A 13,259-nucleotide genomic window follows, 5' to 3' on the forward strand; every position below is an offset into this window, starting at 1 on the left:
GGAGGAGCACCTAGAGAAAGGGCTTCAGCCCCGGCCGGATGGGGAAGGCTGGATAAAAACGCTGGATCCAGATCAGACAAGCTTCAAGAGCGCCTTGGTGTACATTACCTTCTCAGGCATGTGGCTGGAGGCAATTTTGCATCTTTTAATCGTTAAGCATCGTGGGGCCGCAGCGTACAAAAAAGTCGATAGAGGCACCTACGAGAAGAAGTTAGTGGTTCTAGGCGTTGATGACGTTGATCTCTTCAATTCATTGAAAGAGTTTCGAAACCTGCGTCGTGATTTGCTGCACGAGAAGGCATACTTCGACCAAGAAACCTTTCGAACCGCCCAAGATGAGGCCCAGAAAGTCCAAGCGATTATTCAGCAAGTGAAGACACTCTTGTCAGAGGCTAGCTTTCTAGTGGGGTAAAAACTTCGACCGGCCCAAAGCAGCCATTGCCATTGGAAAGAAAGTCCCGTCTACCTCTGGCGATTGCTGCATTGGTAGACGGGTGAATATTCATGGTGCTTTAAAAGCAAGCTGAGAGTTTACAGAATTTTCTGCCCCGTCTTGGCCCAATCCTTCATGAAGCCTTCCAGCCCCTTGTCGGTCAGCACATGGTCCGCCATTTTCTTAATCACAGCGGGCGGGGCGGTGCAGACATCGGCGCCGATCAGGGCGGCTTGCGTCATGTGGTTGACGGAGCGGATCGAGGCGGCCAGAATGCGGGTCTCGAAACCGTAATTATCATAGATCGTGCGAATGTCGGCGATCAGGTCCATGCCATCAATGTTTATGTCGTCCAGACGCCCGATAAACGGCGAAATGAATGTCGCCCCTGCCTTGGCAGCCAGCAACGCCTGGTTGGCCGAAAAGCACAGGGTGACGTTGACCATGATGCCGTCCGATGACAGCGCCTTGCAGGTTTTCAGGCCGGCCCATGTCAGCGGGACCTTAACCGCGATGTTATCGGCGATTTTGGCCAGTTTGCGGCCTTCTTTGAGCATATTTTCAGCGTCCATCGCCACGACTTCGGCGGATACCGGTCCGTCAATGATGCCACAGATTTCCTTGGTGACTTCCAGAATGTCACGGCCCGATTTCATGATCAGGGACGGGTTGGTGGTGACGCCGTCGGCCATGCCCAGATCGTTTAGTTCTTTGATGTCTTCGACTTCGGCGGTGTCTATGAAAAATTGCATTTACGAATTCCTTGCATGTGCTTTGCGATGTTCCACTACTGTTAGCGCAAACATTTGGGGCGGAAAAGCCCAAAATGACGAGGTAACAAATGTCTGATAACGGGTTTTTTGACGAAGGTATACTGGTTGCTGTTCTAACTTCACAACCTATTGATCGGCTGCTGGACTATAAAGCGCCCGAAGGTGGCTGCATGGCGGGCGCGTTTGTCGAGGTGCCGCTGGGGCCGCGCAAGGTGATTGGCGTGGTTTGGGGCAAGGGGCGTGGCGGGTTTGATCTGAAAAAGGCGCGTTCGGTGATCCGCGTGCTGGATGTGGCGCCGATGCGGGATGAATTGCAGGGGTTTTTAACCCGCGCTGCCGCCTACACCATGACGCCGATGTCGATGATGTTGCGCCTTGCCACCCGTGCGCCGGGGTTGGGGGACTCACCGATGATGCGCAAGGTTTACCGGCTGGGCGTGGGCGAGCCGGATCGGGCGACGGACGCACGGCGACGGGTGATCAAGGCGCTGGGGGATTACGACGGTTTGTCGTTTACCTTGGGTGAGTTGGCCGAGGTGGCGGGGGTATCATCAAGCGTGATCAAGGGGTTGGTCAAGCAAGGTGTGGTTCGGGAAGAAGACAGCCCGCGCGATTTGCCCTATGCGCCGCTGGACGCGGATTTTAGCGGGGTGGAATTGACGCCGGATCAGGCCGAGGTGGCGGAGGTGATGCGCCGCGATGTCGCCCGCGGTGTCTATGGCACCACCTTGCTAAAGGGGGTCACCGGGTCGGGCAAAACCGAGGTTTATCTGGAGGCGGTGGCCGAGTGTTTGAAGCAGGGCAGGCAGGCGCTGGTGCTGTTGCCCGAGATCGCGCTGACGGCGGAGTTTTTGAAACGGGTCGAGGCGCGGTTCGGGTCCAAGCCCGGCGAGTGGCATTCGGGCGTGACCATGACCGAGCGTCGTCGTTTGTGGAAAATGGCGGGTGAAGGCGCGGTGCAACTGGTGGTCGGGGCACGATCAGCGCTGTTTTTACCGTTCCGCGATTTGGGGTTGGTAGTGGTCGATGAGGAGCATGACACTTCCTACAAGCAGGAAGAGGGTGTGCTGTATAACGCCCGCGATATGGTGGTTTTGCGCGCATCCCTGTGTTCAGCCCAAGTGGTGCTGGCCTCGGCCACGCCGTCGCTGGAAACATGGGCCAATGCCGAGGCGGGCAAGTATAAGCGGCTGGAATTGACGGCGCGATACGGGGCGGCGGTGATGCCGGAGTTGCGGGCGATTGATCTGCGGGTTGAGGATATTCCGATGGGGCGTTGGATATCGCCGACCTTGCGCGATGCGGTGGCCGCAAGGGTGGCGCAGGGCGAGCAGGCGATGCTGTTCATCAACCGGCGGGGCTATGCGCCGACTACGGTGTGTCGGGCGTGCGGGCACCAGATTGGCTGTGATCATTGCGATGCGCGGATGGTAGAGCACCGGTTTCAAAAGCGGCTGATGTGCCATCAGTGTGGCGAGACCAAACCGATGCCAGAAGTGTGCCCGTCCTGCGAAGTCGCGGGCAAGCTGGCGGCGGTTGGCCCCGGGGTGGAGCGGTTGGCCGAAGAGGTGGCGGCGCTGTTTCCTGACGCGCGCGTGGCGGTGTTGTCGTCCGATTTGTTCGGATCCGCACGGGCGCTGAAAGAGCAGATTGAAAGAATAGCGGCGGGGGGCTGTGATATTATTATTGGCACCCAGATGGTGGCCAAGGGGCATAACTTCCCGTTGTTGACCTTGGTCGGGGTGGTGGATGCTGATCTGGGCCTGCAAGGGTCCGACATGCGGGCGGCCGAGCGCACGTTCCAGCTGATGCGGCAGGTTTCAGGGCGGGCGGGGCGCGTCGAGAAAAAGGGGCTGGCGCTGTTGCAGACCACGCAGCCTGACCACCCCGTGATCCGCGCTATTTTGTCAGGTGACGAGGAGTCGTTCTGGCAGGCCGAGGCGCGGGAACGCGAGGCGGCTGGCGTGCCGCCCTATGGGCGGATGGCGGGGATCATTTTATCATGCGAGGATGCCGCCGTGGTGTTTGATCTGGCGGCAGATATGGCGCGCCGCGATGGACCGTTGCGGGCCGTGTCAGCGCAAGTGTTCGGGCCAGCGCCAGCGCCGATTGCGCGGATCAGGGGGCGTCATCGGGTGCGCCTGTTGATCAAGGCCGACAAGGGGGTGGCGTTGCAAGCGGCGATCAAGGCATGGGTGGCGCAGTTCAGGGTGCCTAATAGCGTGCGGGTGGCGATAGACATTGATCCGCAGAGTTTTTTGTAGCTTAAGTGTTCCAATTGTAGAGGTAAAATTTTGAACGACAGACCACTGGATAAATCCGGCAATTCCAAGAAAAGGGTATGGATATTAGCCATAACACAAGTGTTGTCAGCAGCCTGCTTCCTTGTGGCTGCATGGGGGTTTTTGGGCTCGGTCATTTCGATTATTTTTGGAATATCTTTGTTTATCCCGGGTGCGTCCACTCAATTTGACGCGCATATTTACGGCGGACTCGTTGGTGGTATTTTGTTGCCGGCACTTTTCTTTGTCTTCCTTCGAAAGTTGAAATAACAGGCCAACGTCTAGGCAGGCAGGCCCACCCGCCGCTGGTCGACCAGATAATCGGTCACCATCGCGCCGATCCACATGCAAAATAGCGCCAGCCATGCGGTGCCTGCCAGAATGGATGCCCCCGTGACGCCGTTGCCAATCGCACAGCCGCCCGCCAGCATGCCGCCAAAGCCCATCATAACGGCCCCCGTCATCGAGCGGCGCATGTTGGCCTCGTTCTCGAACCCCTGAAAGCGGAATTCGCGGGCCAACATCGAGGCGATGAACGACCCCAAGAACACACCGGGCACAAGGCCGACATCGAATTCAAGGACCGCGGTATTATCAAGCAGGAACATAAGTGTTCTGGCCGATGGTCCGGTGAAAGTGGCGCTGGCAACTGTGACCGGCTCAAAGCTGACTTCGGACAGCGCAAAGGTCAGCAGGTAGCCAACCGCGACCGCAAAGCCGACGCCCGAGGCAAAGACCAGACGCATGATGCTCATCTGGTTGCGCCGCGCCTCATAAAGGGCGACGCCCGCTAACGCGACGCCCAAGGCAAAGCCGCCCCAGTCGGGCAGGCGCAATTCGGTCAAAAGGTTCATGTTGTGGCCATCGGCGGTGATCCACAATGAGGCCAGCCAGTTGCGAAACGGGGTGATCCAGCCGTGCAGGCTCATCTGTGCCACAACGGCGAACACCAGCCCCGACACAACGGCGCGCAGGTTTCCCGTGGCGGCCAGCACCAGCAAGCGGCCCGAACAGCCCCGCGCCAGCACCATGCCGACGCCAAACACCAACCCGCCAATGATTGCACCGGACCAAGAGCCGGTGATCGCCATGATGCGGGCTTCTTCGACCCGCATCATGCCCAAAAGATTAGCGCCCTGCACCCAGACCAGCGCCGTTGAAAAGGTCAGCAACCACACCGTCATCGACGGCCCCATCCGGCCACGGGCAAATTCGATGGTGGCGGCGCGCAGACAGAACCGCGAGCGTTGCGCCGCGACGCCGAAGATCACGCCCGTGATCAGCCCGAACAGCGCGCCTGTCGGATTTTCACCAATTCGTTCTACAAGGGGCAGAATATCCATTTGGGCCTCGGGGTGTTTACTGTTGCACGCGACATATTCTGATTTGTGATTATGTTCCTTGATATAGATCACAAAAGCAATACTGGTGAAATGTAAATAATCCGCCTAAGGGTGGGACATGGAAACGCACCCCACCCGAGTAACACTGGCGCAGGCCGACGCATTGCCGTTTTGGCGACGCCCGATTTTCCTGTTGTTTTTAATGTCGGCGGCGATGCCGGTGGCGTTTTCAACATGGTCGGCGCTTTTGAACAACTTTGTCATTGAAGAGGCTGGATTTACCGGTGTCGAAATCGGCTGGCTGCATTCGATCCGTGAAATCCCGGGGTTTTTGGCAATCGGGGTGATTGCGTTGATCGTATTTATCCGCGAACAGGTGTTGGGCTTGGTGATGCTGGTGCTGTTGGGGGTGGCCACAGCGATGACCGCGCAATTCCCGTCATTGGGCGGGATTTTGACCATCACTATGCTGTCGTCCATCGGGTTCCACTATTATGAAACCGTGAACCAGTCGCTGCAATTGCAATGGATCGACAAGGCAACAGCCCCGCAAACGCTGGGCTGGATCGTGGCGGCGGGATCAGCCGCGACACTGATCGCCTATGTGCTGATCGTGTTGACTTGGCAGCGGTTCGATCTGGGTTATAACTTTGTTTACATGGTGTCGGGCGGGTTTACCGCCCTTGTGGCAATATTCGCGCTGGTGGCTTACCCGCAGTTCGAGGCGCCGCATCCGCAAGTCAAAAAGATGATCCTGCGCAAGCGCTATTGGCTATACTATGCGCTGCAATTCATGGCCGGGGCACGCCGCCAGATTTTCGTGGTGTTCGCTGGTTTCATGATGGTCGAGAAGTTCGGCTTCAAGGTGCATGAGATCACGGCGTTATACCTGATTAATCTGATCGCCAACATGGTGTTCGCGCCAATGATGGGCCGTGCGGTTGGGCGATTTGGCGAGCGTAACACGCTGATATTTGAATATGTCGGGCTGGTGGTGGTGTTTTCATTATATGGCGGGATATTCTATTTTGGCTGGGGGGTGGTGCTGGCGGCGACGCTTTATGTGATTGACCATATGTTTTTCGCACTGGCGTTCGCGTTAAAGACCTATTTTCAGAAAATCGCCGACCCGCAGGATATTGCGCCCACTGCCGCCGTGGCGTTTACTATCAACCACATTTCGGCGGTATTTTTACCGGCGCTATTGGGGTATTTGTGGGTTACATCACCGGGGGCTGTGTTTGGGCTGGCGGCGGGGATGGCGCTGGTGTCGCTGATGTTGGCGCTGATGATCCCGCGTCATCCCGAAAAGGGCAACGAGACACGGTTTTCACGCGGATATGTCGCGGCGGAATAAAAGGAATTCAGAATGTTTAAGGCCAAGACTGTTACAGCCGAAAACGCCCTGCAAGGGCGCACAGATGCAATCCCGACGGCAGAGGCGCATTTTCTAACGGCGCGCTCGCTAAAAGCCCCTGTGCCCGATGGCATGGAGCAGGCGATGTTCGGCATGGGCTGTTTTTGGGGTGTGGAGCGGATTTTCTGGCAGATTGACGGGGTTTGGCTGACGATGGTTGGCTACGCGGGCGGGTTTACCCCGAACGCGACCTATCAAGAGGTCTGCGGCGGGCAGACTGGGCATAACGAGGTGGTGCGGGTGATTTATGATCCCGCAGTCGTGTCCTATGAGGATTTGCTGCGGGTGTTCTGGGAGGGGCATGACCCGACCCAAGGCATGCGCCAAGGCAATGATCGTGGCACGCAATACCGGTCGGGGATATATACCTATTCGGATGAACAGGCGGCGTTGGCCAAGGCGAGCCGTGACAAATTCACGCCTATTTTGGCGGCGGCGGGGTATGGGGCTATATCGACCGAGATAGAGGCCGCGCCCACGTTTTATTACGCAGAAGGCTATCATCAGCAGTATCTGGCTAAAAATCCGCAAGGCTATTGCGGGATTGGCGGCACGGGGGTGAGTTGTGTGATTGGAGCCGACTAGGCTAAAGACCTGATGCCTCCGGCGCGGAGTTGCAGCCGTCTTGGAAACGATCTGGGAGATCGTTTCAGGCGAGAACCGGCGAATCCCAGGGAACAAAAATGGGTAAGGCTTGACCCTCTTGATCTGCGTGCCTAAGCCGCCAGTAATGTTATATCGGAGAACGACATGCCCACATTCACAGCCCTGACCACCCTAACCGGACAAAAACCGGCCGAAGCGCTGGGCGAGGCGCTGGAGCGGTTGATGCCGGAACCCACAGGTGTCGGGGTGTTCGAGGTCGAGGATGGATCCGGTCTTTGGGAGGTTGGCGCGTATTTTGTCGAGCCACCGGACGAGGCGGGGTTGGCGCTGTTTGCGGTAATGTATGACGCGAAACCCTTTGTGGTGTCGGAACTGCCCGAAGTGGACTGGGTGGCGCATGTGAAGCGCGAGCTGTCTCCGGTGCAGGCGGGGCGGTTCTTTGTTTATGGCAGCCACGACGCGGACCGCGTGCCAGATGGGGCGGTGGCGTTGCTGATCGAGGCGGCGATGGCGTTCGGCACTGGGCATCATGGCACCACGTTGGGCTGTTTGCGGGCCTTGGACAGTTTGGCCCGCGGCGGATTTATTGGTAAAAACGTGGCCGACATTGGTTGTGGCACCGCCGTTTTGGCGATGGCGGCGGCGCGGATATGGCCAAATCCGGTTCTGGCCAGCGATATTGACGCCCAAGCCGTGGATGTGGCGCGGGCCAATGTGGCGTGCAATGATCTGGAGGGGCGGGTGATTTGCGTCGAGGCTGCGGGGTTTGACGCGCCTGTGTTGCAAGCCGCCGCGCCGTTTGATCTGGTATTCGCCAACATCCTGAAAGGCCCGTTGATTGGATTGGCCCCTGATATGGCCGATTCTATAGCGCCTGCGGGCTATGCGATTCTATCGGGCATTCTGAACGAGCAAGCAGATGAGGTAATCGAGGTTTATGCACGGAATGGATTTAATCTGGTGCAACGGGATGCGATTGTTGAGTGGACGACGCTAATGCTGCAAAAAGACCCAACGTAACCAGCCTGAAATACCTCAATGTTGTCATAATCGCCTTAGTTCCGCCACATTTGGACACGATATTGTCTACATGGCGGGGGCCTAGCTGCAAGAGAATATCATGGCTATTGATTTGAATATGAAAGATTTTGGCAAACGTGTGAAGCGCATCAACAAGCGCCACCGTAAATTGGCCAGTGGGTACGTTACCTCAGTAAACCATGACGGTTTGATCATCGCAAAAGTGCGCCGTAGTGGGCCGCGCTTTCCCTGGAAAGGCATTGCTCTTTGCTTTGTTGCGTTCTTTGCTTTCAAAGGGTTTCTGCTGGCCCAGCTGGGCGAGGCAACATACAACAATCGTGTGGCAAGCCTGCAGGCGGGCACCGCGATCGAAAAAGTCGGCGCCTACGGGATGTCTGCCGATCCGGTAACGCAGTGGGTCGCCTCACAAATCAATTCAGTTCTACGTTAAGAAAACGCGCTCTTTTCAAACGTAAAAAACCGCGCCTGTTTGGGCGCGGTTTTTCGTTTGTGTCTGTTCGTTTATAGCGCTTTGCATTTAATGCGAGGCAAAAAAAGTATCGGAATCCGCCCACTTTTAGGGTGAATTCCGATTCAGGTTAAATGCAGTTTGCTTTCGGTTAGTGGAATGTGTGTCCAGCCGAAAACGAGCTGATGTCGCCACGGGTCAGGCCGATGTCTTCCAGCACATAATCCGACAATTTGGACAGTACCTTGCGGGTTTTGCGGGCACTGTTCCATTTGGTGAATGTTTGGGCCAGATCAGTCACAAAGGTTGTGACGCGATAGACGCCGCGCGAAATGCCGAGGTCGGAACCGCGTGCACCGTCGACCAGCAGACGGGTGTTTTCATAAGTAGCCATGATAGTCATCCTTTTGTTGATGCAGCGATATGCTGTTGTTTCTAAAAGGCCACTTAGGGGGTGGCGAAACGTCTAGCAAGATAAAGATATTGCATATCTAATATGCATTTTACGCATAGCTCGAACTCACGGTTAATACTTTGTAATCTTTGTCAAAATTGCGACATATGGCTGTCGGTTTTGACGTTCTTAATGTCGAATTCCGCCCAAAAGTGGCTTTAGCGACATCCGCACCTAATTTTGGCCCCTATTGGTTTCTGTTTGGCAAATGTTCGCGTTTCGTGCTAATCGTGGCGCAAAGGCAACAAAAGCCGAAAGTGGTGAGGAGCAGTATGCGTGTTATCGGGATTGATCCGGGGCTAAGAAACCTTGGTTGGGGTGTGATTGACGTGGCGGGATCGCGGCTGACGCATGTGGGCAACGGGGTTTGCCATTCAACTGGCGATGATCTGGCGACACGCCTATTATCCCTGCATGTGCAGTTAAGCGAGGTTATGGCGCGGTTCGCCCCTGAAACAGCGGCGGTCGAGCAGACATTTGTGAACAAGGACGGGGCGGGCACCCTGAAACTGGGTCAGGCGCGGGGCATTGCGATGCTGGTGCCGGCGCAGGCGGGGTTGAGCGTCGGGGAATATGCGCCCAACAAGGTCAAGAAAACGGTTGTGGGTGTGGGCCATGCCGACAAAGGGCAGGTGGCGCATATGGTGCGTTTGCAACTGCCCGGGGTTGATCTGGCCGGATCGGATGCGGCGGATGCGTTGGCAATTGCGATTTGTCATGCGCATCATGTGCAGACGGCGGGGCAATATGAGGCCGCGTTACGAAAGGCAAATGCATGATTGGCAAGATTTCAGGGCGGTTGGAATACCGCGCAAGCGACCATGTGCTGATTGATGTGCGCGGGGTCGGGTATATCGTTTACCTGTCGGACCGCACCATGGCGGCACTGCCCAGTGTGGGCGAGGCGGTGGGGCTGTTCACCGAGCTGCTGGTGCGCGAGGATAATCTGCAACTGTTCGGGTTTACCACATTGTTGGAAAAGGAATGGCATCGCTTGCTGATGTCGGTTCAGGGCATCGGGGCCAAGGCGTCGATGGCGATTTTGGGCGCATTGGGGGCCGAAGGGGTCAGCCGTGCGGTGGCGCTGGGCGATGTGAATGCGATCAAGGTGGCCAAGGGCGTGGGGCCGAAAACCGCACAACGGGTGGTGTTGGAGTTGAAGGACAAAGCGCCAGCGGCGATGGCGTTAGGCGGCACATTGGTGGCGGCGCAGGGCGACGTGGCGGCAGACGTCGAGGTGATTGAGGCGGTTACGCCAGTGATGGAACCTACATCGGCGGCGGCTCAATCCGATGCGTTATCGGCGCTGGCCAACCTTGGCTATGGGCCAGGCGACGCGGCAGGGGCGGTGGCGCAGGCGGCGGGTGAGATGCCAGAGGCGGACACGGCTGGGCTGATCCGTGCGGCGTTGAAACTGTTGGCACCGAAGGGGTGATGTGATGACGGCGTTTGGGTTCAATGCGTTACTGGAGGCGGAGGGGATTTCGCCCAAAGATGTGTCGATGATTTTACACACGACCAGTATTCAAAAACTTCGCCGTATGTTGCCCTATTTGGCGGGTGAACGCCCCGATCTGTTTGAGGCATATAATAGCGTCCATAGCCCGCAAGCGACGGCAACATTGATAAAGCGCCCTCTAGCCGCGACTTTCGTTCATACAGGAGACCGTAAGCTGTTGTTTGTTGGCCTACGTGAGCTGAGTAGTGAGGAACGCCCTGTCGAGGAAATTTACGCGGACCCGCGGTTTGATGAATTAGAATATGCATTTGGGGCGACGGACACTTCGCCACGACGCCACATTCCAAGAGGCGGCACCCAGACCAAATTTACAATGACACCGATGGATGCATTGCAGCGCTTCAAAGGGCGCATTCAGATTGCTGTTCCAGCAGGGCGCGCCTATGTGCGGATTGCAGAAAACCTGGATGCTGAGATTATTGCGCTGAGTGAGGAAAGCCTGCTGATCCCCCCTGCGGCTGACTGGGACGATTTCATCGTCTCCGGCCCAATGATCAGATCGCTACCTGCAAGTTGGGCTGCGCGATTGCGCGAGTGGCGGGGGATTTATCTGATTGTTGATGAAAGCGATGGCGCGCGGTATGTCGGCTCTGCTTACGGGGTGGACAACCTGTTGGGGCGCTGGCAGGAGCATGTGGCAAGGGATCAGGGTGTTACGCTCGGGCTTGCCGAGCGCGACCCAATCCATTTTCGGTTTTCCATATTGCAACTGCTGACCCCTGATGCCGAACCTGAAGAGGTGATACAATGGGAACACAGTTGGATGGACCGCCTTCATACACGCGAACATGGATTGAACGCATGACTGAACCAGACCCCACATTGCGCCCCGATCCGCAACCCGAGGACCGTGACCGCGCCTTGCGTCCGCAGGTGTTGGACGATTTTATTGGACAGGCCGACGCGCGGGCCAATTTGCGAGTGTTTATCGAGAGCGCGCGGATGCGCAAGGAAGCGATGGATCATGTGTTGTTTCATGGCCCGCCCGGTTTGGGCAAAACCACGTTGGCACAGATCATGGCCCGCGAGCTGGGGGTGAATTTTCGTATGACCTCTGGGCCGGTGCTGGCCAAGGCGGGGGATTTGGCGGCGATATTGACCAATCTTGAGGCCAATGATGTGTTGTTCATTGATGAAATTCATCGGTTGAACCCTGTGGTCGAGGAAGTTTTGTATCCCGCACTTGAGGATTTCGAGCTGGATCTGGTGATCGGCGAGGGGCCAGCAGCGCGCACGGTTCGGATAGAATTGCAGCCCTTTACGTTGGTCGGGGCGACGACGCGGCTGGGTCTGTTGACCACGCCACTGCGGGACCGGTTTGGTATTCCGGTGCGGTTGCAATTTTATACCGAGGACGAGTTGCACGAGATCGTGGTGCGCGGGGCGCGTCTGCTGGGGGTTCAATGCGAGGATGCGGGCGCCCGCGAGATCGCCAAACGGGCCCGTGGCACGCCACGGATTGCGGGGCGGTTGTTACGTCGCGTGGTGGATTTTGCGGTGGTCGAGGCTGGTGGCAAGGTGTCGCAAGGTTTGGCCGATAATGCGTTAACACGGTTGGGGGTCGATCATTTGGGGCTGGACGGGGCGGACCGGCGCTATTTGACGTTGATTGCTGAAAATTACGCAGGCGGGCCTGTGGGGATTGAAACCATGTGTGCGGCGCTGTCGGAAAGCCGCGATGCGCTGGAAGAGGTGATCGAGCCTTATCTGTTGCAGCAAGGCCTGATCCAGCGCACCCCGCGCGGGCGGATGCTGGCGGCCAAGGCGTGGACGCATTTGGGGATGGCAGCGCCGAAATCAAATACGGATTTGTTTGGTTGAGGTTGGGCGATAGAAATTCTATGCCTGCGGCGCGGATATTTGTGGAACGAAAATGAGATGATTCCGGAAGAAATTGAGCGGCACTTTATGCGTGCGGATGGGGAGTATGCCTTTGCCCGTTGGGGGCGCCCGATCGTGCCGGTGGTGTTTGGTGTGGACGAGGAAACCCTGTCGGTGGTCAAGGGCGCGGTCGAGGCGGTGGTGACATTGGCCGCGCATAAGATGGCCGAGACCGATATGGAATTGGGTGCGAACCTGATGATGTTCTTTTTTCGGGATTGGGACGAGTTGCTGGAGGTGCCCAAACTGGGCGAGATGATCCCTGATCTGGATGGGGTTGTGGCGCGTTTGAAGGCAGCGGATGCGAACCAATACCGCGCCTTCCGGTTCGAGGATGACGGCGGCATTCAGGCGTGTTTCGTGTTTATCCGGATGGCGGGTGTGATGGCGGAAATGCAGGCCGACATATTGGCGCTGGGCCAAGCGGTGCAGGCGATTTTGATGTGGGGCGAGGCGGCGTTTGCCACAAAGTCGCCTTTGGCGGTGCTGCCAGATGGGGGCGCGGTTATATTGCGCCCCGAGATTGCGGCCTTGATCACTGCGGCCTATGATCCGGTGATGCCGGTGGCCGCACGCGATAAATCCCACGCGTTGCGATTGTTTGCGAGGATGGGGGCGAGTGAATGACACATAGGTTAGATATACGCGTCTATTACGAGGATACGGACATGGCCGGTATCGTCTATTACGCCAATTACCTGAAGTATATCGAACGCGCACGTTCCGACTGGGTGCGGGGCTTGGGGATTGATCAGCGGGCGATGAAGGCCGAGGGGCAGGTTTTCGTCGTGCGGCGCATAGAGGCGGATTATCTGGCCTCGGCGCATCTGGACGATGAACTGGTGGTGGAAACCGAGGTCACACAGGTCACGGGGGCGCGGCTGATCATGGATCAGGTGGTGAAACGCGGCGCGCAAACGATTTTTCATGCGGTTGTGACGGTTGTTGTGGTGTCGGAGGGCGGCCAAGTGGCCAGAATGCCGGCAAATATCCGCCAATTGTTGCATTAATCGCCCAAACCCGCCTGCAAGCGCGGGGTTATGACGTGCATTTGATAGCATT

At 57.2% G+C, this 13,259-nt stretch carries 16 protein-coding genes; 13 read left to right on the forward strand and 3 right to left on the reverse strand.

What is annotated here, in order from left to right:
- The coding region (locus ACWB12_RS16910; RefSeq protein ID WP_479531274.1) for a hypothetical protein at nt 1-412 on the forward strand (412 nt) is incomplete at its 5' end.
- A 119-nt stretch (nt 413-531) separates the two neighbouring features.
- Here the strand turns inward: ACWB12_RS16910 and fsa are convergent.
- On the reverse strand, nt 532-1,185 hold the full coding sequence (fsa, locus tag ACWB12_RS16915; RefSeq protein ID WP_479531275.1) for a fructose-6-phosphate aldolase: 654 nt from the start codon (nt 1,183-1,185) through the stop codon (nt 532-534).
- A gap of 89 nt (nt 1,186-1,274) precedes the next feature.
- Here fsa and ACWB12_RS16920 point away from each other — a divergent pair, with 89 nt between their 5' ends.
- Together ACWB12_RS16920 and ACWB12_RS16925 are read left to right on the forward strand one after the other, a co-directional pair.
- Nucleotides 1,275-3,470, forward strand: a complete 2,196-nt coding sequence (locus ACWB12_RS16920; protein WP_479531276.1) for a primosomal protein N' — start codon at nt 1,275-1,277, stop codon at nt 3,468-3,470.
- A 30-nt stretch (nt 3,471-3,500) separates the two neighbouring features.
- Nucleotides 3,501-3,758 carry a hypothetical protein gene (locus ACWB12_RS16925; protein ID WP_479531277.1) on the forward strand — a complete coding sequence of 86 codons (258 nt, stop codon included), beginning with the start codon at nt 3,501-3,503 and terminating at the stop codon, nt 3,756-3,758.
- An 11-nt stretch (nt 3,759-3,769) separates the two neighbouring features.
- On the opposite strand, the gene ACWB12_RS16930 is transcribed toward ACWB12_RS16925, so the two are convergent.
- The gene (locus tag ACWB12_RS16930; RefSeq protein ID WP_479531278.1) at nt 3,770-4,831 is read right to left on the reverse strand and encodes a YeeE/YedE family protein; all 1,062 of its coding nucleotides are present in this window, start codon (nt 4,829-4,831) and stop codon (nt 3,770-3,772) included.
- A gap of 118 nt (nt 4,832-4,949) precedes the next feature.
- Here ACWB12_RS16930 and ACWB12_RS16935 point away from each other — a divergent pair, with 118 nt between their 5' ends.
- The 4 genes from ACWB12_RS16935 to ACWB12_RS16950 all read left to right on the forward strand — a co-directional run bounded on the left by ACWB12_RS16935 (nt 4,950) and on the right by ACWB12_RS16950 (nt 8,325).
- Nucleotides 4,950-6,188 (forward strand): MFS transporter, encoded by a 1,239-nt coding sequence (locus tag ACWB12_RS16935; protein WP_479531279.1) that lies wholly within the window; start codon nt 4,950-4,952, stop codon nt 6,186-6,188.
- A 12-nt stretch (nt 6,189-6,200) separates the two neighbouring features.
- The gene (gene msrA / locus ACWB12_RS16940) at nt 6,201-6,833 is read left to right on the forward strand and encodes a peptide-methionine (S)-S-oxide reductase MsrA (RefSeq protein ID WP_479531280.1); all 633 of its coding nucleotides are present in this window, start codon (nt 6,201-6,203) and stop codon (nt 6,831-6,833) included.
- Nucleotides 6,834-6,998: 165 nt separating this feature from the next.
- On the forward strand, nt 6,999-7,874 hold the full coding sequence (locus ACWB12_RS16945) for a 50S ribosomal protein L11 methyltransferase (protein ID WP_479531281.1): 876 nt from the start codon (nt 6,999-7,001) through the stop codon (nt 7,872-7,874).
- Between the two features lie 100 nt (nt 7,875-7,974).
- Nucleotides 7,975-8,325, forward strand: coding sequence for a hypothetical protein (locus tag ACWB12_RS16950; protein ID WP_479531282.1), 351 nt, complete (start codon nt 7,975-7,977; stop codon nt 8,323-8,325).
- A gap of 169 nt (nt 8,326-8,494) precedes the next feature.
- Here the strand turns inward: ACWB12_RS16950 and ACWB12_RS16955 are convergent, their stop codons facing one another.
- A complete protein-coding gene (locus tag ACWB12_RS16955) occupies nt 8,495-8,737 on the reverse strand; it encodes a DUF1127 domain-containing protein (protein WP_479531283.1) in 243 nt (80 codons plus the stop codon).
- 332 nt (nt 8,738-9,069) lie between these two features.
- Between ACWB12_RS16955 and ruvC the strand changes: the two genes are divergently transcribed.
- The 6 genes from ruvC to ybgC are packed head-to-tail and all read left to right on the forward strand — an operon-like array spanning nt 9,070 to nt 13,207.
- Nucleotides 9,070-9,576 (forward strand): crossover junction endodeoxyribonuclease RuvC, encoded by a 507-nt coding sequence (gene ruvC, locus ACWB12_RS16960; protein WP_479531284.1) that lies wholly within the window; start codon nt 9,070-9,072, stop codon nt 9,574-9,576.
- Nucleotides 9,573-10,232, forward strand: a complete 660-nt coding sequence (ruvA, locus tag ACWB12_RS16965) for a Holliday junction branch migration protein RuvA (protein WP_479531285.1) — start codon at nt 9,573-9,575, stop codon at nt 10,230-10,232. Before ruvC ends, ruvA begins: the two co-directional genes overlap by 4 nt.
- Before the next feature lie 4 nt (nt 10,233-10,236).
- The gene (locus ACWB12_RS16970) at nt 10,237-11,121 is read left to right on the forward strand and encodes a GIY-YIG nuclease family protein (RefSeq protein ID WP_479531286.1); all 885 of its coding nucleotides are present in this window, start codon (nt 10,237-10,239) and stop codon (nt 11,119-11,121) included.
- Entirely contained in the window at nt 11,118-12,137 is a 1,020-nt protein-coding gene (ruvB, locus tag ACWB12_RS16975) for a Holliday junction branch migration DNA helicase RuvB (protein ID WP_479531287.1), read from the forward strand. Before ACWB12_RS16970 ends, ruvB begins: the two co-directional genes overlap by 4 nt.
- Nucleotides 12,138-12,194: 57 nt before the next feature.
- A complete protein-coding gene (locus tag ACWB12_RS16980; protein ID WP_479531288.1) occupies nt 12,195-12,824 on the forward strand; it encodes a hypothetical protein in 630 nt (209 codons plus the stop codon).
- Nucleotides 12,821-13,207, forward strand: a complete 387-nt coding sequence (gene ybgC, locus ACWB12_RS16985; RefSeq protein WP_479531289.1) for a tol-pal system-associated acyl-CoA thioesterase — start codon at nt 12,821-12,823, stop codon at nt 13,205-13,207. The genes ACWB12_RS16980 and ybgC overlap by 4 nt, the downstream gene beginning before the upstream one ends.
- Nucleotides 13,208-13,259 lie beyond the last annotated feature (52 nt).

Source organism: Profundibacter sp., from assembly GCF_056498605.1.

Bases quoted from the DNA above. Each gene is read 5' to 3' on its own strand.
- ybgC (WP_479531289.1), top strand. From the start codon at position 12,821: ATGACACATAGGTTAGATATACGCGTCTATTACGAGGATACGGACATG.
- ACWB12_RS16955 (WP_479531283.1), bottom strand. From the start codon at position 8,737: ATGGCTACTTATGAAAACACCCGTCTGCTGGTCGACGGTGCACGCGGT.
- ACWB12_RS16945 (WP_479531281.1), top strand. From the start codon at position 6,999: ATGCCCACATTCACAGCCCTGACCACCCTAACCGGACAAAAACCGGCC.
- ruvB (WP_479531287.1), top strand. From the start codon at position 11,118: ATGACTGAACCAGACCCCACATTGCGCCCCGATCCGCAACCCGAGGAC.
- ACWB12_RS16950 (WP_479531282.1), top strand. From the start codon at position 7,975: ATGGCTATTGATTTGAATATGAAAGATTTTGGCAAACGTGTGAAGCGC.
- fsa (WP_479531275.1), bottom strand. From the start codon at position 1,185: ATGCAATTTTTCATAGACACCGCCGAAGTCGAAGACATCAAAGAACTA.
- ACWB12_RS16980 (WP_479531288.1), top strand. From the start codon at position 12,195: ATGATTCCGGAAGAAATTGAGCGGCACTTTATGCGTGCGGATGGGGAG.
- ruvA (WP_479531285.1), top strand. From the start codon at position 9,573: ATGATTGGCAAGATTTCAGGGCGGTTGGAATACCGCGCAAGCGACCAT.
- msrA (WP_479531280.1), top strand. From the start codon at position 6,201: ATGTTTAAGGCCAAGACTGTTACAGCCGAAAACGCCCTGCAAGGGCGC.
- ACWB12_RS16935 (WP_479531279.1), top strand. From the start codon at position 4,950: ATGGAAACGCACCCCACCCGAGTAACACTGGCGCAGGCCGACGCATTG.
- ruvC (WP_479531284.1), top strand. From the start codon at position 9,070: ATGCGTGTTATCGGGATTGATCCGGGGCTAAGAAACCTTGGTTGGGGT.
- ACWB12_RS16920 (WP_479531276.1), top strand. From the start codon at position 1,275: ATGTCTGATAACGGGTTTTTTGACGAAGGTATACTGGTTGCTGTTCTA.
- ACWB12_RS16970 (WP_479531286.1), top strand. From the start codon at position 10,237: ATGACGGCGTTTGGGTTCAATGCGTTACTGGAGGCGGAGGGGATTTCG.
- ACWB12_RS16930 (WP_479531278.1), bottom strand. From the start codon at position 4,831: ATGGATATTCTGCCCCTTGTAGAACGAATTGGTGAAAATCCGACAGGC.